27 protein-coding genes are annotated in these 22,095 nt (G+C 76.7%); 13 read left to right on the forward strand and 14 right to left on the reverse strand.

Annotated features, from left to right (window positions below; translation table 11 throughout):
- Nucleotides 1-30: 30 nt before the first annotated feature.
- Nucleotides 31-2,136 (forward strand): putative bifunctional diguanylate cyclase/phosphodiesterase, encoded by a 2,106-nt coding sequence (locus BM158_RS14085; protein WP_229827405.1) that lies wholly within the window; start codon nucleotides 31-33, stop codon nucleotides 2,134-2,136.
- Nucleotides 2,133-3,035: an HDOD domain-containing protein gene (locus tag BM158_RS14090; protein ID WP_229827404.1), complete on the forward strand. Its 903-nt coding sequence runs from the start codon at nucleotides 2,133-2,135 to the stop codon at nucleotides 3,033-3,035. Before BM158_RS14085 ends, BM158_RS14090 begins: the two co-directional genes overlap by 4 nt.
- A 9-nt stretch (nucleotides 3,036-3,044) precedes the next feature.
- On the opposite strand, the gene BM158_RS14095 is transcribed toward BM158_RS14090, so the two are convergent.
- Nucleotides 3,045-3,788: an SDR family NAD(P)-dependent oxidoreductase gene (locus tag BM158_RS14095; RefSeq protein ID WP_091560071.1), complete on the reverse strand. Its 744-nt coding sequence runs from the start codon at nucleotides 3,786-3,788 to the stop codon at nucleotides 3,045-3,047.
- On the reverse strand, nucleotides 3,788-5,404 hold the full coding sequence (locus tag BM158_RS14100) for an amidase family protein (RefSeq protein ID WP_091560075.1): 1,617 nt from the start codon (nucleotides 5,402-5,404) through the stop codon (nucleotides 3,788-3,790). The genes BM158_RS14095 and BM158_RS14100 overlap by 1 nt, the downstream gene beginning before the upstream one ends.
- 107 nt (nucleotides 5,405-5,511) lie before the next feature.
- Between BM158_RS14100 and BM158_RS14105 the strand changes: the two genes are divergently transcribed.
- The gene (locus BM158_RS14105; RefSeq protein ID WP_409359869.1) at nucleotides 5,512-6,327 is read left to right on the forward strand and encodes a hypothetical protein; all 816 of its coding nucleotides are present in this window, start codon (nucleotides 5,512-5,514) and stop codon (nucleotides 6,325-6,327) included.
- A gap of 182 nt (nucleotides 6,328-6,509) precedes the next feature.
- The gene (locus BM158_RS14110) at nucleotides 6,510-6,881 is read left to right on the forward strand and encodes a hypothetical protein (RefSeq protein WP_131802048.1); all 372 of its coding nucleotides are present in this window, start codon (nucleotides 6,510-6,512) and stop codon (nucleotides 6,879-6,881) included.
- Here BM158_RS14110 and rpmF read toward each other — a convergent pair.
- From rpmF to mrf, 3 genes are read right to left on the reverse strand one after another with little or no spacing between them, the layout of a single operon-like run.
- Nucleotides 6,878-7,042, reverse strand: a complete 165-nt coding sequence (rpmF, locus tag BM158_RS14115) for a 50S ribosomal protein L32 (RefSeq protein ID WP_091560085.1) — start codon at nucleotides 7,040-7,042, stop codon at nucleotides 6,878-6,880. The two genes, BM158_RS14110 and rpmF, sit on opposite strands and share 4 nt — an antisense overlap.
- Entirely contained in the window at nucleotides 7,042-7,311 is a 270-nt protein-coding gene (locus BM158_RS14120; RefSeq protein WP_091560089.1) for a type B 50S ribosomal protein L31, read from the reverse strand. Before BM158_RS14120 ends, rpmF begins: the two co-directional genes overlap by 1 nt.
- Entirely contained in the window at nucleotides 7,308-8,546 is a 1,239-nt protein-coding gene (gene mrf, locus BM158_RS14125; RefSeq protein WP_091560092.1) for a ribosome hibernation factor-recruiting GTPase MRF, read from the reverse strand. The genes BM158_RS14120 and mrf overlap by 4 nt, the downstream gene beginning before the upstream one ends.
- A 53-nt stretch (nucleotides 8,547-8,599) precedes the next feature.
- On the opposite strand from mrf, the gene rpmB reads away from it, so the two are divergent.
- From rpmB to BM158_RS14155, 6 genes are read left to right on the forward strand one after another with little or no spacing between them, the layout of a single operon-like run.
- A complete protein-coding gene (gene rpmB / locus BM158_RS14130; RefSeq protein WP_091560094.1) occupies nucleotides 8,600-8,836 on the forward strand; it encodes a 50S ribosomal protein L28 in 237 nt (78 codons plus the stop codon).
- Nucleotides 8,836-9,003 carry a 50S ribosomal protein L33 gene (gene rpmG, locus BM158_RS14135; RefSeq protein ID WP_091560096.1) on the forward strand — a complete coding sequence of 56 codons (168 nt, stop codon included), beginning with the start codon at nucleotides 8,836-8,838 and terminating at the stop codon, nucleotides 9,001-9,003. The genes rpmB and rpmG overlap by 1 nt, the downstream gene beginning before the upstream one ends.
- Before the next feature lies 1 nt (nucleotide 9,004).
- On the forward strand, nucleotides 9,005-9,304 hold the full coding sequence (gene rpsN / locus BM158_RS14140) for a 30S ribosomal protein S14 (RefSeq protein WP_091560099.1): 300 nt from the start codon (nucleotides 9,005-9,007) through the stop codon (nucleotides 9,302-9,304).
- Nucleotides 9,301-9,516: a 30S ribosomal protein S18 gene (rpsR, locus tag BM158_RS14145; RefSeq protein WP_229827403.1), complete on the forward strand. Its 216-nt coding sequence runs from the start codon at nucleotides 9,301-9,303 to the stop codon at nucleotides 9,514-9,516. Before rpsN ends, rpsR begins: the two co-directional genes overlap by 4 nt.
- A gap of 59 nt (nucleotides 9,517-9,575) precedes the next feature.
- Nucleotides 9,576-10,544, forward strand: coding sequence for a hypothetical protein (locus tag BM158_RS14150; protein WP_091560106.1), 969 nt, complete (start codon nucleotides 9,576-9,578; stop codon nucleotides 10,542-10,544).
- Nucleotides 10,541-10,927 carry a GntR family transcriptional regulator gene (locus tag BM158_RS14155; protein WP_207506579.1) on the forward strand — a complete coding sequence of 129 codons (387 nt, stop codon included), beginning with the start codon at nucleotides 10,541-10,543 and terminating at the stop codon, nucleotides 10,925-10,927. The genes BM158_RS14150 and BM158_RS14155 overlap by 4 nt, the downstream gene beginning before the upstream one ends.
- A gap of 13 nt (nucleotides 10,928-10,940) precedes the next feature.
- Here the strand turns inward: BM158_RS14155 and BM158_RS14160 are convergent, their stop codons facing one another.
- The gene (locus BM158_RS14160) at nucleotides 10,941-13,061 is read right to left on the reverse strand and encodes a heavy metal translocating P-type ATPase (RefSeq protein WP_091560109.1); all 2,121 of its coding nucleotides are present in this window, start codon (nucleotides 13,059-13,061) and stop codon (nucleotides 10,941-10,943) included.
- Nucleotides 13,061-13,372, reverse strand: a complete 312-nt coding sequence (locus BM158_RS14165; RefSeq protein WP_091560112.1) for a DUF1490 family protein — start codon at nucleotides 13,370-13,372, stop codon at nucleotides 13,061-13,063. Before BM158_RS14165 ends, BM158_RS14160 begins: the two co-directional genes overlap by 1 nt.
- A gap of 84 nt (nucleotides 13,373-13,456) precedes the next feature.
- Here BM158_RS14165 and BM158_RS14170 point away from each other — a divergent pair, with 84 nt between their 5' ends.
- Both BM158_RS14170 and BM158_RS21820 read left to right on the forward strand, forming a co-directional pair.
- Entirely contained in the window at nucleotides 13,457-14,434 is a 978-nt protein-coding gene (locus BM158_RS14170) for a permease (protein ID WP_207506581.1), read from the forward strand.
- A complete protein-coding gene (locus BM158_RS21820; RefSeq protein WP_165628939.1) occupies nucleotides 14,431-15,126 on the forward strand; it encodes a TIGR03943 family putative permease subunit in 696 nt (231 codons plus the stop codon). Before BM158_RS14170 ends, BM158_RS21820 begins: the two co-directional genes overlap by 4 nt.
- Here BM158_RS21820 and BM158_RS14180 read toward each other — a convergent pair.
- The 6 genes from BM158_RS14180 to BM158_RS14205 form a co-directional block, all read right to left on the reverse strand.
- Nucleotides 15,114-16,316 carry an MFS transporter gene (locus BM158_RS14180; RefSeq protein ID WP_165628940.1) on the reverse strand — a complete coding sequence of 401 codons (1,203 nt, stop codon included), beginning with the start codon at nucleotides 16,314-16,316 and terminating at the stop codon, nucleotides 15,114-15,116. The genes BM158_RS21820 and BM158_RS14180 overlap by 13 nt on opposite strands.
- Before the next feature lie 57 nt (nucleotides 16,317-16,373).
- Entirely contained in the window at nucleotides 16,374-17,225 is an 852-nt protein-coding gene (pdxY, locus tag BM158_RS14185) for a pyridoxal kinase PdxY (protein ID WP_091560120.1), read from the reverse strand.
- Between the two features lie 15 nt (nucleotides 17,226-17,240).
- Nucleotides 17,241-17,846 (reverse strand): class F sortase, encoded by a 606-nt coding sequence (locus BM158_RS14190; RefSeq protein ID WP_207506583.1) that lies wholly within the window; start codon nucleotides 17,844-17,846, stop codon nucleotides 17,241-17,243.
- Nucleotides 17,843-18,565 carry a CHRD domain-containing protein gene (locus tag BM158_RS14195; RefSeq protein ID WP_091560123.1) on the reverse strand — a complete coding sequence of 241 codons (723 nt, stop codon included), beginning with the start codon at nucleotides 18,563-18,565 and terminating at the stop codon, nucleotides 17,843-17,845. Before BM158_RS14195 ends, BM158_RS14190 begins: the two co-directional genes overlap by 4 nt.
- Before the next feature lie 67 nt (nucleotides 18,566-18,632).
- Complete coding sequence (locus BM158_RS14200) at nucleotides 18,633-19,298, reverse strand: anti-sigma factor family protein (RefSeq protein ID WP_091560126.1); 666 nt, start codon at nucleotides 19,296-19,298, stop codon at nucleotides 18,633-18,635.
- Nucleotides 19,295-19,864: a sigma-70 family RNA polymerase sigma factor gene (locus BM158_RS14205; RefSeq protein ID WP_091560129.1), complete on the reverse strand. Its 570-nt coding sequence runs from the start codon at nucleotides 19,862-19,864 to the stop codon at nucleotides 19,295-19,297. Before BM158_RS14205 ends, BM158_RS14200 begins: the two co-directional genes overlap by 4 nt.
- A gap of 161 nt (nucleotides 19,865-20,025) precedes the next feature.
- Here BM158_RS14205 and BM158_RS14210 point away from each other — a divergent pair, with 161 nt between their 5' ends.
- Entirely contained in the window at nucleotides 20,026-20,331 is a 306-nt protein-coding gene (locus BM158_RS14210) for a hypothetical protein (protein WP_091560131.1), read from the forward strand.
- A gap of 73 nt (nucleotides 20,332-20,404) precedes the next feature.
- Here the strand turns inward: BM158_RS14210 and BM158_RS14215 are convergent, their stop codons facing one another.
- Nucleotides 20,405-22,090: a ribonuclease J gene (locus BM158_RS14215; protein ID WP_091560134.1), complete on the reverse strand. Its 1,686-nt coding sequence runs from the start codon at nucleotides 22,088-22,090 to the stop codon at nucleotides 20,405-20,407.
- Nucleotides 22,091-22,095: the final 5 nt, after the last annotated feature.

Raw genomic sequence — 22,095 nt, forward strand, 5'->3', positions numbered from 1 at the left:
CCCGGGGACGGCGGTGCCGACCCTGCCAGCGTGCCCAGCCCCACCACGGATCCCGTCCCGGTGGTCACCCGCCGGCCGCGGGTGCCCTCCCGGGAGCTGCTCGACGCCACCCGGGTGTCGCGCGCCGTGCTGCACGCGGCCTCCGTGCGGGTGGACGCCGCGGTGTTCGTGGTCGTCGCCGAGGTGGGCGGGCCGCGGGTGCGCTGGGCCGGCGCCGGCGTCGAGCGGCTGCTCGGGCACGCCACCACCGACGTGCTGGGCATGCCGCTGGACCGGTTGCTGCCCGAGCCCCCGCCCGGCGGCCTGGGTGCGCTGCTGCGCCGCGAGCGGTCGGTGACCACCGAGCTGCGCGGCCGCTCCCGCACCGGCGCGTTGCTGGACCTCGTCGTCACCACCACGCCGTCCTCCGACCCGGGGGTCTGGACCGTGACCGCCCAGCACGCGCGCACCGCCACCGAGCGCGCGCTGGCCGACTCCGCCGCCGCCCACGAGCGGCGCTTCACCACCCTCACCGAGCGCTCGCCGGTGCCCACCCTGCTGTCGGAGCAGGGGCTGCGGCTGGCGCACGTCAACGACGCCTTCTGCCGGCTGGTCGACCGCCAGGCCGAGCAGCTGCTGGGCACCGGCTGGCTGGCCGCCGTCCACCCCGACGACGTCGAGGCCGTGGTCGACGCCGCCGCCGCGGCGCTGACCGGCGACGTCGGCGACGTGCGGGCCCGGCTGCTGCGCACCGACGGCGACGAGCGCACCACCGTGCTGCGCTTCTCCCACCTGCACACCCCCGGCCTGGGCGGCGGTTTCGTCGCCACCATCGAGGACGTCACCGAGCGGCTGGCCTTCCAGAGCCAGCTGGAGCACCAGGCCACGCACGACCCGCTCACCGGGCTGCCCAACCGCACCCGGCTGGCCTCGTTCGTCGCCGAGCGGTTCCTGCCCGGCGCCCGGGGCGGGCTGGCGTGCCTGTTCCTCGACGTCGACGACTTCAAGGTGGTCAACGACTCCCTCGGCCACGCCGCCGGGGACCAGCTGCTGGTCCAGGTCGCCCACCGGCTGCGGACCGTCGTCCGCCCCTCGGACCTGGTGGTGCGGTTCGGCGGCGACGAGTTCGTGGTGGTCTGCGAGGACGTCGACGAGGACGCCGCGGTGGCCCTCGGCGGGCGCATCTCGGCCGACCTGGCCCGCCCGGTGCAGCTGGGCGGCGTCGGCGTGGGCGTCCGGGTCAGCGTCGGGGTGACCGTGCAGACCGCCGACCACGCCACCGCCGACGAGCTGATCCGCGACTGCGACATCGCGATGTACCAGGCCAAGGCCGGCGGCAAGGGCCGGGTGTCGGTCCTGGACCAGGGCGCGCGCTCGCAGGCGCGGGACAAGCTGCGCCTGGTGGCCGACCTGCGCGCGGCCATCGACGCCGGCGGGCTGACCGTGGCCTACCAGCCGGTGGTGGAGACCGCGACCATGCGCCCGGTCGGCGTCGAGGCGCTGGCCCGCTGGCACCACCCCGGGCGCGGCTGGATCGGCCCCGACGTCTTCGTGCCGCTGGCCGAGGAGAGCGGGCTGGTCGACGCGCTCGGCGCCGCCGTGCTCGAGCAGGCCTGCGCGCAGGTCGCCGCCTGGGACGCCGAGCTCGGCCTCGGGGCGCCGCGGGTGGTGCACGTCAACGTGTCCGCGCTGCAGCTCGACGAGCACCTGCCCTCCCTGGTCGCGGACACCGTGGCCCGGTACGGGGTGGGCTTCGAGCGGATCTGCGTGGAGCTGACCGAGTCCGCGCTCATGCGCGACCCGGACCTGGCGCTGCTGGTGCTGCACCGGCTGCGGGACCTGGGCACGTCCGTCGCCGTCGACGACTTCGGCACCGGCTACTCCTCGCTGGCGCACCTGCGCCGGCTGCCGGTGGACTGCCTCAAGATCGACCGGTCCTTCGTGGCCGAGCTCTCCGAGGGCCACCCCGAGATCACCGGCGCGGTCGTCGCGCTGGCCACCGGGCTGGGCCTGTCGTCGGTGGCCGAAGGGGTGGAGACGGTGGACCAGGCACGTGCACTGGCCGAGCTGGGTGCCACGCACCTGCAGGGGTACGGGATCGCCCGGCCGATGGACGCCGCGGCGGCGACCGCCTGGTTCGCGGAGCGTGCCCGGTGACCGTGCAGCCCTGGGACGTGCTGGAGGCCCTGCCGCCCGTCGACCCGGACACGCCGGTCGAGGAGGTCGAGCCCACCGAGGCGGAGCTGGCCGCGGCGCTGCTGCCGGGGGTGACCTTCGACGTCCACGAGGTGCTCTCGCACATCGACGAGCTGGCCGCCCAGCGGCCGGTGGCAGCGCAGATCGTCGCGCTCACCCACGCCGACGACGCCGGCGCACGGGAGCTGTCCCGGCTGCTGGCCGCGGACGCCGCGCTCACCGGGCGGGTCCTCAAGCTCGCCAACTCGGCGTTCTACGGGCTGTCGGGCCGGGTGTCCTCGCTGCAGTTCGCGGTCACCGTGGTCGGCTTCGCCACCGTGCGGTCGATGGCCAGCGTCGCGCTGACCGGGCCGGACGACGGCACGCTGCCCGCCGACCACTGGGTGACCACCACGCACCTGGCGCTGGCCTGCGAGGCGCTCGCGCCGCGGATGGGGATGCGGGCGCAGGACGCGATGTGCACCGGGCTGCTCGCCCAGCTGGGCGCCGCGCTGCTGACCCACCACGACCCGGTCGGGTACGCCGAGGTCACCGCGCACCCCTCGGCGGCGGCCCGGCGGGCGGCGGAGGTCGAGCGGTACGGCGTGCACGCGGTGCAGCTGACGTCGGCGGCGATGCGGCACTGGGGCTTCCCGCCGGCGATGGTCCGCCCGGTCAGCGAGCTGGACGACCCGGAGTCGGTGGCCGGGGGGATGCTGCGCGCGGCGTTCGAGATCACCGACCGGTCCACGGTGCCCGGCTACGTGCCGCAGCCGATCGGCCGGCTGTCCTGCGACCGGCTGCGCGACGCCGACGTCCCCCCGGTGCTGCTCAAGGTGCGCACCGAGGCCGCCGAGCTGCGCCGGGCCCTGCTGGTCTGACCGCCGGGCTCAGTAGACGGCCACCCCGCGGGTGCCGCCGCCGGCGGCCACCGCGTCGCCGGTGACGGCCACGCTGCGCGGGGAGCACAGGAAGACCACGACGTCGGCGACCTCGCCGGCGGTGACCAGCCGGCCGATGCGGTTGCCGGCCGGTGCGGCGGCGACGTCGGCCGAGGTGCGCTCGGTGACGGTGGCCCCGGGGTGCACGGTGGTGACGTTCACCCCGTGCGGGCCGAGCTCCTCGGCCAGGTTGGCCGTCATCGCGGCCACCGCGACGTTGCGCACGGTGCCGACCAGGTTGCCGGTGGCCCGGGCGTTGAGCCCGCTGACGTTGACAATGCGGCCCCAGCCCTGCGCGGTCATGTGCGGGGCGACGGCGCGGGCGCAGCGCAGGTAGCCCAGCACCTTCGTCTCGACCTCGGCGCGCAGCGCGTCGTCCCCGAGGTCGGCCAGCGCCGGGACCGGGGCCGAGGACGCCGGCCGCGCGGCGGCGTTGACGAGCACGTCCACCCCGCCCCAGGCCCCGACCACGACGTCGACGGCGGTGCGCACCGCGGCGTCGTCGGTGGTGTCGGCGGGGACGACGAGGGAGGGGCCGGGCAGCTGCGCCGCGGTGGCCTCGAGCTGGTCGCGGGAGCGGGCCAGCAGCGCGACCTGCGCGCCCTCCTCCGCCAGCCGCAGCGCGACCGCCTTGCCGATGCCCCGTCCCGCGCCGGTGACCAGCGCGCGCTTCCCGGTCAGCCGCAGGTCCATCAGGCGCCCACCGTCGCGAGGAAGCCGGGGGCCCGGCGGGCCTGCGCCTGGTCCTCGAAGTCGGCGGCGACGTCCAGCAGGTCGGCGTCGGACCACCCGGTGCCGATGAAGCTGACCCCGACCGGGAGCGCCCCGCGCGGCCCGGCGAACCCGGCCGGCACGCTCACCGACGGGTAGCCGGCGACGGCCGCCGGGGTCGAGGAGCTGTAGACGAAGTCGTCGGCCACGCCGTCCAGGGCCGCGTACCGGGTGACCCACGCCGGGGTGCCGGTGAGCGCGACGATCGCGGTCAGGTCGTCCTCGTCGCCCGGGCCCTGGGCCAGGGTCTCGTCGACCGACCGCTGCGCCAGGTCGCGGATGCCCTCGCGGGTCTGCTCGGCGTCGGGGGCCGCGATCGCCTCGGTGAAGAGCTCCTGGCCGAAGTAGGCCAGCTCGACCGGGTCGTCGGCGTTCTCGGCGACCAGCCCGGCCAGGTCGTCGGGCACGTCGCCGTCGGTGGCCCCCAGGTAGGCGGTGAGGTCCCGGTCGAACTCGGCCAGCAGCGCCGGGGTCTCACCCGCGCCGATCTCGTCCTGGTAGGGCAGCTCCACCGGGACCGTCGTCGCCCCCGCCGCCTCGAGCGCGGCGACTGCGGAGGTCAGGACGGCGAGGGTGTCGGCGTCGACCCCGGAGTCCGCCGCGGGGGACCAGACCCCGACCCGGGCGCCCTGCAGGGCGTCGAGGTCGAGGTCGGCGAAGCCGGTGTCCGTGCCGTCCGGCACCTCGCCGGTTGCGTCGTCGGCCTCGTCGGGGCCGGCGACGACCGCCATGAGGAGGGCGGCGTCGACCGCGTGCCGGGCGATCGGCCCGGCGGTGTCCTGCTCGGCGGAGATGGGCACGATGCCGTCCCGGGAGACCTGCCCGATCGTGGGCTTGAGCCCGACGACGCCGTTGGCGCCGGACGGGCACACGATCGAGCCGTCGGTCTCGGTGCCGATGGCGACCTGCGCGAAGGACGCCGCCACCCCGGCCGCCGAGCCGGAGGAGGACCCGCACGGGTTGCGGTCCAGCACGTAGGGGTTGGCGGTCTGCCCGCCCGCCCCGGACCAGCCGCTGGTGGAGTCCGCGCCGCGGAAGTTGGCCCACTCCGACAGGTTGGCCTTGCCGATCACGACGGCCCCCGCGTCGAGCAGGCGGGCGGTGATGGTCGCGTCGTCCGGCTCGGAGTCCAGCAGCAGCCGGCTGCCCGCGGTGGTCGGCAGGTCGGCGGTGTCCACGTTGTCCTTCAGCAGCACCGGGATGCCCTCCAGCGGGCTGCGGGCACCGCCGTCGGCCCGGGCGTCGTCGCTGGCCTGCGCATCGGCCAGCGCGTCCGGATTCAGCGTGAGGACGGCGCCCACCTCGTCGTCGTGCTCGGCGACCCGGTCCAGGTAGGCCTGGGTCAGCTGCACGGCGGTCAGGTCGCCGTCGTCCATCATCGACTGCAGGTCGGGGATGGTGAGCGCGTCGAGGTCGCGCAGGTCGGGACCGGGACCGGCCGCGCCGGCGGCGGCCGGTGCCGGGTCGCTGCCCGAGCTGCACCCGGCCAGCAGGGCGGCGACGACGGCGAGCAGCACGGGCGTCCGGGGTGAGCGCATGCCCCACGCTAGGAGCCGGTCACGGCCCCGGCCAACCGGGGCGGGCCACCGCGTCGGACCACCGGGTCGGCCTACCGCGTCGGACCACCGGGGGGACCATGGTCGGCGTGTTCGAGATCGACGAGATGGCGCTGCTGACCCGGGAGGTGCTGAGGGAGCGCAGCGCGGCCCTGGTCGCCGAGACCTGCGCGTGGGCCGTGGGCACCGCCGACCGGCCGCACCACACCCGCCGGCGCGGGCGGCTGGTCGCCACCGGCACGACGGTCGGGGTGCGGGCGGAGAACGGCCAGCTGCTGGGCGACGAGGAGACCGGCCGGCTGGACCTGGGGGACGCCCGGCCGGGCAGTTTCCGGGACGCGCTGAACATGGTCGACGCCGAGGGCGGGCTGTACGCCGACCGCTTCGACGTCGAGGTGCTCGAGCCCTTCGTGCAGGAGACCTGCGCGCTGGCCGGGGAACGCCTGCGGGCGGCCCGACCGCAGGCGTGGGAGGAGCTGGCCGACGACGTCGGGGAGGACCCGGACGACGTGGCCGCGGTGGTGCGGGCGGGGGAGTGGGAGGCGCCGCTGCGGATCGTCGCCGAGCACCTGGTGCTGGCCGCGATCGGGGACACCCCGCTGGCCGTGGTGGAGGCCGAGGGCGTGCCGCTGTCGCTGGTGCGGGCCGCCGAGGGCATCGCCCGGCGGGCCGCCCCGGCGCCGCCCGCCCCGCCCGCCGAGATCGCCGGGGTGCTGTTCCTGGCCCGTGCCGCGGTGGCCGGCGAACCCGCGCCGATCCCGGCGTCCGCGGCCGACCGGGTGCTGGCCGCGCTGCTGGCCGAGGGCCTCGAGCGCGACGAGGTGCTCGCCGTCCTGGCCGACCTGCCGCTGGAGCCCGACGCCGAGCGCGACCTCCGCCGACTGGCCGAGCAGCTGCCCGACTGACCCCGACCGCCTGATCGACCACCGACGTCCGACCTCACCCGCCCGGGTGCCCGGACCCGGCCGGGCGGCTGCGCGGCTGCTCCCGTCGAGCACGCTGGCTCCACGGCGGCGACGGCGGTGACGGTGACGACAGGGGCGGTGGGGTGCAGGTGTCGACGGCGAGGGGGACACGACCACCGGTCGTGACGGCAGCGGTGGCCGGGGTCCTCGTCGTCGTGGTGCTGGCCGTCATCCCCTTCCTGGCGTCGGTCGTGGAGGCCGGCGCCCCCGGGTCGATCCCGCAGCTGGCCCCGCCGGCGGGGACGGCGTCGCCCGGCCGGACCGCCCTGGTCGTGGTGGCGGTCGTGCGCGGGGTGCTGCTCGTGCTCCCCGCGGTGCTCGCCACCCGGGTCTGGCGGGGCTCCGGCCGGCGTGCCCTCGTCGCGCTGCTGGTCCTGCTCGCCGTCCTCGACCTGGCCCGGGGGGCCGTGGCCGCACCGGTCACCGTCCCGGTGCAGCTGCTCGTCGTGGTCCTCCTGCTGACCCGGTCGAGCCGGGACTGGGCCCCTCGCTAGGGCTGCACCATGCCCCGCTGGACCGCCGCGACCAGCCGGCGCGGGACCAGGTGCCGGGTGCCGTCGACGACCACCGGCACCAGGTCCGGTGGGGTGGCCTTCCACCGCGCCCGGCGGTGCCGGGTGTTGGCGCGGGAGAGCCGGCGCTTCGGGACGGCCATCAGCGACGCCCCCCGTGCCGGGCCGTGGCCCGCTGCCCGTAGCGCGCGTGGAACTTCTCCACCCGGCCCGCGGTGTCCAGCACCCGGGCGCTGCCGGTCCAGAACGGGTGGGAGGCCGCGCTGGTGTCCACCGGGACCAGCGGCAGCACCTCGCCGTCGAGCTCGACGGTCTGGTCGGTGGCGATCGTCGAGCGGGTGCGGATCAGGGTGCCGGTGGCGGCGTCCCGGAAGACGACCGTGCGGTAGGTGGGGTGGATGCCGGGTCTCATCGCTGCTCCTCGATGGCGTGGGTGGTGGGGTCCGCGGGGCTGGAGGCCTCGCAGGGGTCGGTGTGCGCCGCGCCGAAGGGGTCCGCCAGCGCCGACCAGCCGTCCGGGCCCGCCGCGAGTTCGTCGTCGGTGAGCAGGGCGGCGGCCAGCGCGGCGGTGATCGCGCCGGCGGGCTGCCGGTGGGTGAGCACGACGAGCTCGGTGTCCCGGTCCCCGTGCACCGGGTCCCAGCGCAGCGCCGCGGCCACCCGGCGCTCGTCGTCCACCTGGGCCCACAGCTGCGGGTCGTCGCCCAGGGTGGCCAGCCACTGGCCGGCGTCCCCGAGCTGCAGCCCGCCGCCGGCGGACTCGAGCCAGACCGCCGCGTCGTGCTGGGTGGCCAGCCACAGCCGGCCGCGGGTGCCGACGACGCCGTCGAGCAGGACGTCGAAGGCCTCGTGCAGCCGCTCGGGGTGGAAGGGCCGGCGGGCGGAGAACCGCACCAGCTCCAGGCCGGCGTCGGCGTCCAGCGGTGGCTGGCCGGCCAGCAGGGCGTCGTGCGGGTGCCGCACCCGGCCGCGGCGGGCGGTGCGGGGGAGGGCGGTCAGCACCCGGGCCGGCCGCCAGTGCTCGAGCGAGCCGACCCGGGCCAGCGGGGCCCAGCGCTCCAGCGCGGCGTGCAGCCGGGCCGCGGTCCAGTCCTCGACCGGCGGGCCGGCGAGCACCAGGACGTCGGCGAACCCGGTCGCGCCGAGCAGCACCTGCGCGACGGTGCGCTCGTCGTCCGGGGTGGCGGCCAGGCCGAGCTCGGCGAGGGACTCCTCGCCGGTCACGTCGTCCAGCCAGGTCGCGGCCTCGAGGACGGCGACCACGGCCTCCACCCGCACCGCGTCGCCGGCCGTGCCGCCGTCCTCGAGCTCGACCGCGTCCAGGGCGACGCACAGCTGCTCGGGCTCCAGCGCCGGGTCCAGCTCCAGCACGATGCGGGCGGTGCCCGGCCGGGCGGCCAGCTCGCGGAGCAGGGGGAGGACGTCGAGCCGCAGCGTGCAGGACAGGCAGCCGTGGGCGAGCTCCAGCGCGGTCTGCTCGGTGCCGTCGTCGGCGCGGACGGTCCGGATGACGACGCCCTCGGCCAGACCGCGGACGTCGTGGTGCACCACGACGGTGCCGGGTGCGGCGCGCCGCAGGTCGGCGGCGACGCGGGCGGTGTGCGCTGGCTGGAGGCCGGCCACCAGGACCAGCGGGGTTCGGCTCATGACGGCAGACCGTACACGCGAATGGGAATCATTCTCAGTTAGGGTGTGGCGCCATGACCACCTACTGCGAGGTGACCGGCCGGAAGCCGACCTTCGGCAAGGCCGTGAGCCACTCCCACCGGCGGACCAACCGCCGCTTCGACCCCAACCTGCAGCGCAAGCGCTTCTGGCTGCCCAGCGAGGGCCGCTACGTGCGGCTGACCGTCTCCACCCGCGGCATCAAGACCATCGACGTGCAGGGCATCGAGGCCGTCTGGGCGCGGGTCCAGCGCGAGCGGGGGGCTCGCTGATGGCCCGGGCGACCGACGTGAGGCCGGTGATCAAGCTGAAGTCCACCGCTGGCACCGGCTACACCTACGTGACCCGCAAGAACCGGCGCAATGACCCCGACCGCCTGGTCCTCCGGAAGTACGACCCGGTCATCCGTCGGCACGTCGAGTTCAAGGAGGAGCGCTGACGTGGCCAAGACCTCGAAGATCGCCAGGAACGAGCAGCGCAAGCAGGTGGTCGCGCGGTACGCCGCGCGGCGGGCGGAGCTCAAGGAGCAGCTGCGCACCGGGGACGACGCCCAGCGGGCCGCCGCGGTGGCCGCGCTGCAGCGCATGCCCCGGGACGCCTCGGCCACCCGGGTGCGCAACCGCGACGTCGCCGACGGCCGCCCGCGCGGGTACCTGCGCACCTTCGGCCTCTCCCGGGTGCGGATGCGCGAGATGGCGCACCGGGGCGAGCTGCCCGGCATCACCAAGGCCAGCTGGTGAAGCCCCCGCCGCGGCCGCGCCGTCGCCGGCGGCTGGACGGGCCGGTGGACTGGAAGGACGCCGCCCTGCTGCGCACCTTCCTCAGCGACCGCGGGAAGATCCGGGCCCGCCGGGTCACCGGCCTGGACCCGCAGGAGCACCGCGCGGTCGCCCGGGCGATCAAGAACGCCCGCGAGATGGCCCTGCTGCCCTACCCGACGAGGGGTCGTTGACAGCCCGGCCCCGGTAGGCCAATGTACCGATGCATTGGTTCATTGCCTCGGAGGTCCTGATGAGCGGGCTGTTCTCCTCGGTGCCGGTGGTGCTGGTCGCGCTGGTCGGGCTCACCGTCGGCGCCGGGCTGGTGACGACGGCGGTCCGGCGCCGGCAGCTCGCCGCGGTCGTGGCCGACGCCCGGCGGCACGGGACCGGCGCCGGCGGGCTCGCGGTGCTCGCCGGGGTGGCCGCCGCCGCGGCCGTCGGGCTGACCGACACGGCCGCCGGCCTGGGCTCCGGGGTGTCGGCGGCGCTGGTCCCGCTGGTCTTCGCCGCGGTGCACACCGGTGTGCTGTGGGTGGGGGAGTCCGCCTGGCCGCGCCAGCGCGGCGCGGTGCGCACGGCCTCGCTGGTGCGGCGCCGGTTCCCCGCCGCGGCGCTCCGGGTGCGTCGCGTGCTCGTCGGCGCCGCGACGGGCGTGGTGCTCGTCGCGGCGGTCGGCTGGGCCACCGCGGCGGCGGACGGCCGGACGCTCGCGGGCCCGGTCACGGTGCTGCCCGACGGGCTGGGGCCGGCCGGGCCGGCGGTCGTCGGGCCCTACCCGGGGTCGGTGTTCGCCGTCCCGGTGCTCGCCGGCACCGCCGTCGTCCTGCTCCTGGTCGCGCTGGCGCTGCGCACCGCCCTGGTCCGGCCCGCGGTCCCCGGCGACGACGGCGCGGAGGCGGTCCTGCGGGCGGCGTCGGTGCACCGGGTGCTGCGCGGCGCCGCAGCCGGGCTCCTGGTCGAGCTGGGCGCATTGCTGGTCGTGGTCGGCGGGGCCGTGCGCTCGGTGGCCACCGCCACCGAGGTGGGGATCGGCGACGGCGTCCTGTCGGTGGGCGGGCACCCGGCGCTCGTCGTCCTGGGCACCGTGGGCGCGCTGGCCGGTGGCCTGGCGGTGCTGGCCGGCCTGCTGCTGCTCGTGCTCCCCGCACCCCGGTTGCGGCCGGCCCCGCCCGCGCCGTCCGGCCCGCCGCCGTCCCCGGTGCCGGCGGTGCCCGCGTGACCGAGACCGACGCCGGGCGGCTGACCCTTCGGGTCGACGTCACCTCGCCGGTGCCGGTCTACGAGCAGCTGCGCGAGCAGGTCACGGCACTGGTGGGCGCCCGGCAGCTGGTCCGTGGCGACCGGCTGCCCGCGGCCCGCGCCCTGGCCGCCGACCTGGGCCTGGCCGTCGGCACCGTGGCCCGGGCCTACAGGGAGCTCGAGGCCACCGGGGTGGTGCAGTCCCGCCGCCGCACCGGCACCGTCGTCGCCGGCCCGGCGGCGCCCGCCCCGGCCGCGGGCCTGGTCGCCGACGCCGCGGCCGACCTGGTGCGGATCGGCCGGGCGGCGGGCTGGACCGACGAGCAGCTGGTCACCGCGCTGCGCGCCGCCCTCCTCCGCTGAGCGCCGCCCAGGATCAGCGGCGGTAGCGGACGAGCCGGGCGGAGTTGACCGCCACCGCCACCGAGCTGGCGTTGTGCAGCACCGCGGCCAGCACCGGCGACAGCGCCCCGGCGCCGGCGACGGCCAGGCCCAGGCCGTTGACCGCGATCGACAGGCCGTAGTTCTGCCGGACGATCTGGAGGGTCCGCCCGCCGAGGTCGCGCAGGTCCAGCAGGTGTCGCAGGTCGTCGCCGACCAGGGCCACGTCGGCGGTCTCCACCGCGACGTCGGTGCCCGACACCCCCATCGCGATGCCGATGTCGGCCGCGGCGAGGGCGGGGGCGTCGTTGGTGCCGTCGCCGATCACCGCGACGGTGAAGCCCTCGGCGGCGAGCGCGCGGACGACGTCCTGCTTGTCCTCGGGCAGCACCTCGGCCCGCCACTCGTCGATGCCCAGCTGCCCGGCGACCGCGGCCGCGCTGGTGGCGTGGTCGCCGGTGAGCATGACGATGCGGCGCACCCCGCCGGCCCGCAGCGCCGCGAGCACCTCGGGCGCCTCGGCGCGGACCTCGTCGCGCAGGCTGACCAGCCCGACCAGCGCGCCGTCCACGGCCAGCAGCAGCGGGGTCTCCGTCTGGGCCCGCAGGTCGGCCAGCCAGCGCAGCGCGTCCTCGGGCACCGGGACGCCCTCGGCGGCCATCAGCGCCTCGCTGCCCAGCAGCAGCACGCGGCCGTCGGCCTGGGTCCGCATGCCCAGGCCGAGCAGCACCTCGCACTCCTCGTGCGGCGGGATGAACACGTGCCGCTCCTCGGTGGAGCGGATGACGGCCTGGGCCAGCGGGTGCCGGGAGTGGATCTCCGAGGAGGCCGCATAGCCGAGCACCTGCTCCGGTGTCCAGCCCGCGTCGAAGGAGACGACGTTGGTGACCACCGGGCGCCCGACGGTCAGCGTGCCGGTCTTGTCGAACACGACGGCGTCGACCCGGCCGGCGGCCTCCAGGTGGGCGCCGCCCTTGATGAGCACGCCGCGGGAGGCGCCGTTGCCGATGGCCGCGCTGACCGCGGTGGGCGTGGACAGGCCCACCGCGCAGGGGCAGGCCACCAGCAGCATCGTCATCGCCCGGCGCACGTCGCGGGTGACCAGCCAGGTGACCGCGGCCAGCGCGAAGGACGCCGGGACGAAGCGGCGGGAGAAGGTGTCGCCGACGGTCTGGATGGGCGCCCGGTCGTCCTGGGCCTGCTCGACCCGCGCGATGATCCGGCCGATCGCGGTGTCCGAGCCGGTGGCCGAGGCGCGCACCACGACGCGGCCGCGCAGGTTGACCGACCCGGCGTGCACCGTCGACCCGGGCCGCACGGTGACCGGCAGCGGCTCCCCGGTGATGGCGGCCTGGTCGACCACGCCCTCGCCCTCGACGACCTCGCCGTCCACGGCGATGGTGGCCTGCTCGTGCACGACCACCAGGTCCCCGACCCGCAGCCGGGCCAGGTCCACCTGCTGCTCGACGCCGTCGGCGGCGACCACCCACGCGGTGGACTCGGTGCCGGCCAGCAACGCGGAGATGGCGTTGCGGGTGCGGCGCAGGGTGAGGTCCTGCAGCCAGTCGCCGATGTTGAGCAGCCACAGCACGGTCAGCGCGACGACGTTCTCGCGCAGCAGCAGGCTGGCCACAGTGGCGGCGGTGACCAGCGCATCGGTGCCGGCCGTGCGCTGCCCGGTGAGCGCGCCGACCGCGCCCTTCATGAACGGGTAGCCGGTGAACACGGTGACCGCCGTGGCGGCCAGCCGGCTCTGGCCGGACAGCACCGGCGGGCGGCCCAGCACGTACCGGCGGACGCCGAGCAGCACCAGGGCGGCGCCGCCGACGGCGATCCGCAGCAGCTCGCCGTTGCCGACGTCGGCCGAGCGCGGCGCCCGGGCCACCGGCACGTCCGCCGGCCGCTCGACCGCGGCGGCGACGGCGGCGAGGACGGCGTCCCGGTCGGTGTCCGGGGCGGTCCAGACCACCACGTGCCCGGTGACCGGGAAGGCCTGCACGGCCAGCACGCCGGGCACCTCGTCGAGCAGGTCCTCCACGACGACCGACCGCGACGGCGACCCGGCCAGCCCCGGGACGGCCAGCCGCAGCCGACCGCCCGCGTCGGAGACGATCATCAGTGGCTGTGGTCGTGCCCGGCGGAGCGGTCGGCCGGGGGCGGGGCCTGCTCGCCGAGGTCGGCGTAGGCCTGCGCCCGGACGTCGCCGGCGGCCAGCCGGGTGCGCTCCACGGCCTTTTCCGCCCGGCGGGCGCCGAGGATCCCGGCCTTGGTGGCGGCCACGGCGACCCGGCGCGGCAGGCTGCCGGGCTCCCCGCGCTCGGCCGCGCGGACGACGACCACGCCGACCACCCCGGTGGCGACGGTGCCGACGGCCTTGCGCAGCAGGGACCCTGCGCCGGCGGTGCGGGACTTCTTCTGCTCTGCCACGGGGAGCTCCTCGGTCTCGGGGGCGGCGTGCGACGCTGTGCGGCGTCACGGTAGATGAGAACCATGTTCAGGAGGAGTGGCGGGGTGCACGACGAGGTGCAGGTCACGCGGGCGCGGGTCCGCTCGACCGACGTGCTCGTGGTGCTGCTGCTGGCCGTGGTCGCCGCCCGGTTCCTGCTGCCGGGGGCCTTCGACGGCGCAGCGGTGCGGGCCTGGTCCACCGTCTTCGTCGCGGTCTGCCTGCAGGCCCTGCCCTTCTTGGTGCTCGGGGTGCTGCTGTCCGCGGCGATCAGCACGCTGGTGCCGCCGTCCTTCTTCGCCCGCGCGCTGCCCCGCCGGCCCGCCCTCGCGGTGCCGGTTGCCGGGGCCGCCGGGCTGGTGCTGCCCGGCTGCGAGTGCGCCTCGGTGCCGGTGGCCGGCAGCCTGGTCCGCCGCGGCGTGACCCCGGCGGCGGCGCTGGCCTTCCTGCTCTCGGCGCCGGCGATCAACCCGGTGGTGCTGGTGGCCACCGCGGTGGCCTTCCCCGACGACCCCGAGATGGTCGTCGCGCGCTTCCTGGCCTCGCTGGCCGTCGCGGTGGTCATGGGCTGGCTGTGGTCGGCGTTCGGCCGCGGCGAGTGGCTGCGCCCGCCGGTGCGGCACGGGCACACCGCCGGCACCGGCCGGGCGGCGGCCTTCCTCGGCGTGGTGCAGCACGACCTGGTGCACGCCGGCGGCTTCCTCGTCGTCGGCGGGCTGACCGCCGCCACCCTGCAGGTGGTCGTGCCCCGGGCCTGGCTGGACGCGGTCGCCGACGAGCCGGTCCTGGCCGTCCTGGTGCTGGCGCTGCTCGCCGTCGTGCTCGCCATCTGCTCGGAGGCCGACGCGTTCGTCGCCGCCGGGCTGACCTCGTTCTCCCTCAGCGCCCGGCTGGCCTTCCTCGTCGTCGGCCCGGCGGTCGACGTCAAGCTGGTCGCGCTGCAGGCGGGCACCTTCGGGTCGCGGTTCGCCGTGCGCTTCGCCCCGGTGACGTTCGTCGTCGCGGTGGCCGCGGCCGCGTTCGTGGGCTGGTGGCTGCTGTGAGCCGGCTGACCCAGCACCTGCTGCTGGTCCTGCTGGGCGGGGTGACCCTGCGGGTGTCGCTGGGGGAGGGCTACCTGGCCTACGTGCAGGCCGGGTTCCGCCCGCTGCTGGTCGCCGCGGGCGTGGTCGTGCTCGTCGTCGGCCTGGTGGGGGTGCTGCGGGCCCGGCCCGGCACGGACGACGGCCACCCGGGCCCGCCCGTCGCCTGGCTGCTGCTGGCCCCGGTCGCCGTCCTGCTGGTGGTCGCCCCCGGGCCGCTGGGGGCGTGGACGGCCGAGCGGCAGGCCGCGCCGGTCGCCGCGCCGCGGTCGGACGTCCCGCTGGGCATCGGCGCCGACGACCCCGGCGAGACCTACCGCACGCTGACCCTGTCGGGCTACGCGATCCGCACCCAGCAGAGCGACACCGCGCCGCTGGAGGGCCGGGACATCCGGCTGGTCGGCTTCCTGTCCCCGCGGGAGGGCGGCGGCTGGTACCTGACCCGGATCCGGATCGCGTGCTGCGCCGCCGACGCCTCGGCCGTGCGGGTGGTGCTCGACGGCGAGGTCGCCGGGGCCGCCGACCAGTGGGTCGAGGTGGTGGGCCGGTACGCCCCCTCGCTGCCGCACCCCACCGAGGGCTACCCGGAGCCGGCCCTCACCCCGGACGTCGTGACGCCCGTGCCGGCGCCCGCGGACGGCTACGAGGACTGAGCCGCAGCGGTCCGGACCCGGCGGGGGAGCAGCCAGGCCGCGACGGCCGCGGGCAGCCCGAGCGCGGCGAGCAGCAGCAGGGTCGGCCGCGGCTGGCCCCCGGCGACCTCGACGGCCAGCACCAGGACGACGCCCCCGGCGTTGCCGGCCAGCAGCAGCAGGCTGGTCGCCCGGGCCGCCCGGTCGGCGCCGACGTGCAGCTCGGCCCACTCCAGGGCGACCGGCAGGCCGGCCAGCAGCACGAACCCGACCAGGGGCAGCACCCCGAGCAGCACCGGGCCCGCGGCCGCGGCCGGCAGCGCCCCGGCCAGCCCGAAGCCGGCGACGGCGGCGAGCGCCGCGGCCAGCAGCACGCCCCGGCGGCGGTCCCGGCCGGCCGCCCAGGCGGGCAGCACGGCGGCCCCGGCGATCCCGGCGACGGTCATCCCGGCGATCAGCGGGCCCGCGGTGCCCGGCCGCCCGAGCGCGTCGAGCACCGGGTCCAGCCAGGTCGCGACGGCGTTGAAGACCCCGACGCCGACGAACAGCACGACGCCCAGCAGCACCAGCACGCGGTCCCGGCCCCACCGGGCGGGCGCGGCGGCCGCGGCGGCGGGGACCGAGCGGGGCGCGACCCGCAGCAGCAGCACCACGACCGCGGCGCCGACGACCGCGACGGCGGCCGCCTCGGCCCGCAGGAACCCACCCAGGCCCACCGCGCCCACCACCGGTCCGGCCACCAGCGCGGCGACCAGGATGCCGACGAACTGGGCGGCGCTGGCCGCCGAGATGGCCGCGGTGCGCCCGGCCGGGGCGGTGTAGCGGACCGCGACGACGGTGGTGGCGCCCAGCACCAGCGGCTGGCCCAGCGACAGGACCAGCTGCCCGGCCAGCACGACGGCGTAGGAGTCCACCGCGGTCGCCCGGACCAGCGCCCCGGCGACGGTCAGCGCCGCCCCGGCGGCCAGCGCGGGCACCAGCGAGCGCTCGAGCCACCGGCCGGCGGGCAGGGCCAGCAGGACGAAGGCGAACGGGTTGACCGCGGCCAGGACGGCGACCGCGCCGGCGCCCACGCCCAGGGCGCGCGCGGACTCGTCGGTGACGGGGGAGAAGGTCAGCCAGAGCACCTGGGTGGCCGCGACCAGCGCGCAGAAGGCGGCCAGCAGGGCGCGGGCGCCGGCCGTCGTCCGGCTCGGGACGTCTGCGACCACCGGGGGAGCGTGACCCACCCGACCTTCTGGGTCAAGCGTCCTGGTCGCGCGTCCCGCTCAGACCTCGACGACCTCGAAGGTCCGGCTCGGTGCGACGAACTCCTCCTGCGCGGCCACCGTCAGGATCTCCCGGCTGCCCGCCTCGGCGGTCATCCGCAGCAGTCCGAACACCGAGGACGCCGCCGCCCCGAGCGCGGTGGCCGCCGACCCCGAGGACATCCAGTGCGCCAGGAACAGCGCCGCGATCGCGTCACCGGCGCCGTTGACCGACAGGCCCAGCTCCGGGGTGCGCACCCGCCACGCCCGGCCGCCCTCGGCGGCGAGCAGGTCGACGGCGTCCTCGGGGGTGTCCTCGACGTCCAGGCTGGTCACCAGCACCACCCGCGGGCCGGTGGCCTGGAGCGCGGCGACGGCGTCGCGCACCTCGGCCAGCGTCCGCGTCCCCCGGCCGGTGAGCAGGTCGAGCTCGAAGTGGTTGGGGGTGACGACGTCGGCGGCGGGCACCGCGACGTCGCGCATGAACTCCGCGATGCCCGGGCGCACGAACACGCCGCGGCCGACGTCCCCGATCACCGGGTCGCAGCAGTACACCGCCGACGGGTTGGCCTCCCGGACCCGGGCGACGGTGCCGACGACGGCGTGGCCGATGTCGGCCGAGCCCAGGTAGCCCGACAGCACCGCGTCGCAGCTGCCCAGCACGCCGCGCGCGGCGATGCCGTCCACGACCTCGTCCACGGCCTGGCCGTCGAAGACCCGGCCGGTCCAGGAGCCGTAGCCGGTGTGGTTGGAGAACTGCACCGTGTGCACCGGCCAGACCTCGTGGCCCAGGCGCTGCAGCGGGAAGACCGCCGACGCGTTGCCGACGTGCCCGTAGGCCACGTGGGACTGGATCGAGAGCACGTTCGCCACGGCGGGCGACCCTACTCAGCCGCTGCGCACCGCCGTCACGACCAGGTTGTCGGTGTAGCTGCGGGCGCCGGCGTCGAAGGCGCCCGTGCAGGTGATCAGCCGCAGCACGTCCTGCGTCGTGGCGCCGAAGACCGCCGCGGTGGGGAAGGTGTCCTTCGCGACCTGCTCGGTGCCGGTGACCGTGTAGGTGGCGGTCGAGCCGTCGGCGACGGTGAGGTCCACGACGTCGCCCGGGGCCAGCGCGCGGAGGTCGTAGAACACCGCCGGGCCGGCCGTGGAGTCGACGTGGCCCATCAGCACCGTCGGGCCGCGGGCGCCGGGCCGGCCACCGGGGGCGAACCAGCCGACGTCGTCGAAGTCGGTGGGCACCTCGGCGGTGCCGTCCCCGGCGACCCCGAGCCCGATCAGCTCCTGCCGCACGCCGAGGGCGGGGATGGACACCGCGGTCGGCTCCGGGACGGCGGCCGGGTCCAGTGCGGACGTCGGCGGTGCGGGTGGCGTCGTCCCGGCGGGGGAGGGCGCCGGGGGTGCGGCCGCGGGCTCCGCCGCTCCGCCGCAGGCCGTCAGCGCCAGCGCGGCACCGGCGGCCAGCGCGAGGCGACGGAGCCCGCGGGACCTCACTGCTGGGTCGCCCGGCGGCGCAGGGCGACCGCGCCGGTCCCGGCCAGCAGGGCTGCGCCGCCGACCACGCCCACGACGGTCCCCGTGGACCCGTCCTGGGCGGCGTTGGCCGACGCGCCGCCGGCACCGGTCTCCACCCCGCCGACCGGGATCTCGGTCAGCTGGCCGCGGACCGCCCCGGCGGCGTAGGCGGCGGTGTGGGTGTCGGTGAAGAACGCCGACGGGTCGGCCTCGATCTGGTCGAGGGTGAAGCCCTGGCCGGTGTCGGTGCCCTCGGGGGCCAGGCCGGTGGTGAAGGGCCCCTGCAGGCAGCCGGAGCTGACCAGGGTGCCGCTGCCGTCGTCCTCCGGGTTCGGGAACGCGATCCGCGGCGGCCCGGCCTGGCCGGCGTCGCCCTGGTGGATGTGCGTGGCCGTCTTGGCCGGCGACTGGTAGGGCGGGGTGACGCCGGTCAGGCGGATGTCGTAGCAGATGACCTCGGTGTCGGAGTTGATCCGGTAGGTGAACGTGCCGCTCGCGCCGGGCTCGCCGGGGGTGGCCACCCCGTCGTTGTTGACCACCATGTCGGGGGTGGCCATCGCGGTGAAGGCGCTGGTGAAGGTGGCCGGCTCGGGCACCTCGGTCTCGGCGGCGGCGGGGCCGACGGCGGTCAGCGCGAGGGCGCCGGCCGCGCCGGTGACGACGGCGGTGCGCAGGAGGGCGGTGCGGGTGCGGGACATCGTCGGGCTCCAGTGCTCGGGGTCGCTGTCCCCGGGGCATACGGCGCCCGACCCGGCCGCGTTCACCTCACAGCGAGGACGTCAGCACCACCGCGCCGGAGCTGTCGAGCACCGCGAAGGACGCCGCGTCCTCCCGGAGCACCGAGCTGTTGAGGTTGCACACCATCTCCGCCTCCCCGGTGCCCAGGAACTCCCCGGCGGGCACGACCCGGCCGTCGTCCTCGGTGACCTGGGCCCGGTAGACCTCGCCGGGGGTGAAGCCGGCACCGTGCAGCTGCACCTCCATGCCCCAGGTGTGCGGGACGACGTCGGCGCTGGCCTCCACCTGCGGCACCGCGACCTGCACGGCCACCGGCTCCAGCGGCGGCGGCTCCGGCACCGGGCGGACCAGCCAGCCGACGCCGAACCCGGCCGCGGCGATCCCGGCGGCCGCCGCGGCGGCCACCCACCGGCGCCGCCGCAGGGGGACCACGGCGGCCCGGCCGGCTGTCTGCTCGGCGGCGATGCCGGCCAGCACCCGGTCACCCAACCCGGCCGGCGGCGCGGGGACGTCGTCGAGCCGGTCGGGATCGGCCAGGGCCAGCCGGTCGCGCAGCGGGGCGAGGGCGGCCAGCTCGGCGCGGCAGTCGGCGCAGCCGTCCAGGTGTGCGCAGAGCGCGGCCCGCTCGGCCGGCGTGCCGTGGCCGAGCGCGTAGACCCCCAGCTGCTCACGGAGCTCGCGGTGCGTGCTCACGGCTCCACCCCCATCTCCTCCAGTGCCAGCCGCAGCGCCTTGAGCCCGTAGAAGACCCGGCTGCGCAGTGTGCCCACCGGGATGCCGAGCTCGGCGGCCACCTCGCCGTGCGGGCGGCCGCGCAGGTGGGTCTGCACGATGGCCGTGCGGTGGTCGGGGCCCAGCCGGGCCAGCGCCTCCTCGACGACCCAGGCGTCCACCACGCGCTCGTCCAGGCCGGCGTCGACCGGCACGTCGGCGCCGGCGTCGTCGGTCAGCGCCCGCTGCCAGGGCCGGACGGCGAAGCGGCGGGCCTCGTCGACCACCACGTTGCGGGCGATCGCGAACAGCCAGGTGCGCAGGCCGGCGAGCTGCGGGTCGTAGGAGTCCGCGGCCCGCCAGGCGCGCAGGAAGACCTCCTGGACGACGTCCTGCGCGGCGCCCTCGTCGCCGAGCTGGCGCAGCGCGAACCGGTAGAGCTCGGCCCCGTGCGCGGCGTACGCGGCGCGGGCGTCGAAGGTCTCGACCGGATCCGGTGCCCGGCGTCGCAGGGCGGTGAGCCGGCCACCCGTGCGTCCCGCGGTCATGGCCGCCTCCCTCCGTCGTGGTGCCCGGAGGGGGTACGGCGCCGGACCGGCCGGCGTTCACCGCGGCGGACAGGTCGTGCACGGCCCGGCGGTGCACCGCTGTACCCGACCGCGGTCACGGCTGGGTCACGATCCGGACGTGCACTGCCGATATCCGGGGCATGAGCGCTCCAGCAGCCTCCGTCGGGCACCCGGGCCGGTGCCCGCTGTGGTCCGACCCCGCGCACCAGGCCGCGATCACGGCGGCGTACGACTCCCTGTGCCAGGCCCTGACCGGGCCGATCGCCCCGCTCCGCCTCGTCGGCGGCCGCGGCTCGACGGCACCCCTCGCCCACCGCGTCCGCGAGCTGGGCCGGCTGGCCCGGGCCAGCGCCCAACCCGAGCGCGCCGCCCTGCTGCGCTGGGGCGCGCTGCCCGTCGCCGTCCGGCACGACCTGCTCGCAGGCTGGTACGGCCGCGCCGCCTAGCGACACGCTGGGACGCCCCCTCGCAGGGCACCGCGGCGGGCGCAGCACGTCGTGGGGGCGAGGGGGTCCTTCCTCAGGCGTCGATGACCACCGGGATGATCATCGGGCTGCGCCGGCCGTTGCGGTGCGCCCACTGGGCCACCGCCCGGGTGATCAGCTGCTCGAGCTGCAGTGCGCCGCCCACGCCCTCCTCGGCCGCCTTGGCCAGCGCCTTCTCGATCAGCGGGACGACGCCGTCGAAGGTGCCCTCGTCGTGCACGAACCCGCGGGCCAGGAAGTCCGGCGGCTCGGCCAGCAGGCCGGTGTCGGCGTCGACGATGGCCACCACCGTGATGACACCCTCCTCGGCGAGGTTGCGCCGGTCCTTCAGCGAGGCCTCGGTCGCCCCGCCCACGGTCGCGCCGTCGACGTAGACGTTGCCCGCGCTCACCTTGCCGGTGACCCGCACCTTGCCGCCGACGAGGTCGACGACCTGGCCGTCCTCGGCCAGCACGACCCCGCGCGGGTGCACGCCGGTCTTCACCGCCAGCTCGCCGTTGGCCTTCAGGTGGCGCCACTCGCCGTGCACCGGCATGACGTTGCGCGGCTTGACGACGTTGTAGCAGTAGACGAGCTCGCCGGCGCTGGCGTGGCCGGACACGTGCACCTTGGCGTTGCCCTTGTGCACGACGTTCGCGCCCCACCGGGTGAGCTCGTTGATGATCCGGTAGATGGCGTTCTCGTTGCCCGGGATCAGCGAGCTGGCCATCAGGACCGTGTCGCCCTCGGAGATGCGGATGACGTGGTCGCGGTTGGCCATCCGGGACAGCGCGGCCATCGGCTCGCCCTGCGACCCGGTGCAGATGACGCAGACCTGGTCGGGCGGGAGCTTGTCCATCTGCTTGAGGTCGACGACCAGGCCCTGCGGCACGTCGAGGTAGCCCAGCTCGCGGGCGATGCCCATGTTCCGGACCATCGAGCGGCCCACGAAGGCGACCTTGCGGCCGTGCGCGTGCGCGGCGTTGAGCACCTGCTGGATGCGGTGCACGTGGCTGGCGAAGCTGGACACGATGACCCGCTTGGGGGCGGTGCGGAACACCGTCTCGATGGCCGGCACCAGGTCGCCCTCGCTCAGGGTGAAGCCGGGCACCTCGGCGTTGGTGGAGTCGGTGAGGAAGAGGTCCACGCCCTCCTCGCCGAGGCGGGCGAAGCCGCGCAGGTCGGTGATCCGCCGGTCGAGGGGGAACTGGTCCATCTTGAAGTCGCCGGTGTGCAGCACCAGCCCGGCCTTCGTGCGGATGGCCACGGCGAGGGCGTCGGGGATGGAGTGGTTGACGGCGAGGAACTCGGTCTCGAAGGGGCCGAAGGGCACCCGCTCGCCCTCGGTGACCTCGCGCAGCACCGGCTTGATCTTGTGCTCCTCCAGCTTGGCCGAGATGAAGGCCAGGGTGAGCCGGGAGCCGACCAGCGGGATGTCGCGGCGCTCGCGCAGCAGGTAGGGCACGCCGCCGATGTGGTCCTCGTGGCCGTGGGTGAGCACGATGGCCACGACGTCGTCCAGGCGGTCCCGGATCGAGGTGAAGTCGGGGAGGATCACGTCGACCCCGGGCTGGTGCTCCTCGGGGAACAGCACGCCGCAGTCGACGACCAGCAGCTTGCCCTCGTGCTCGAAGACGGTCATGTTGCGGCCGATCTCGCCGAGCCCGCCGAGCGCGACGATCCGCAGGCCCCCCTCCGGGAGGGGCGGCGGGGTCTTCAGCTCGGGGTGCGTGCGGCTCATGGGCA

The sequence above is a fragment of the Klenkia taihuensis genome (assembly GCF_900112525.1).
GTDB lineage: Bacteria > Actinomycetota > Actinomycetes > Mycobacteriales > Geodermatophilaceae > Klenkia > Klenkia taihuensis.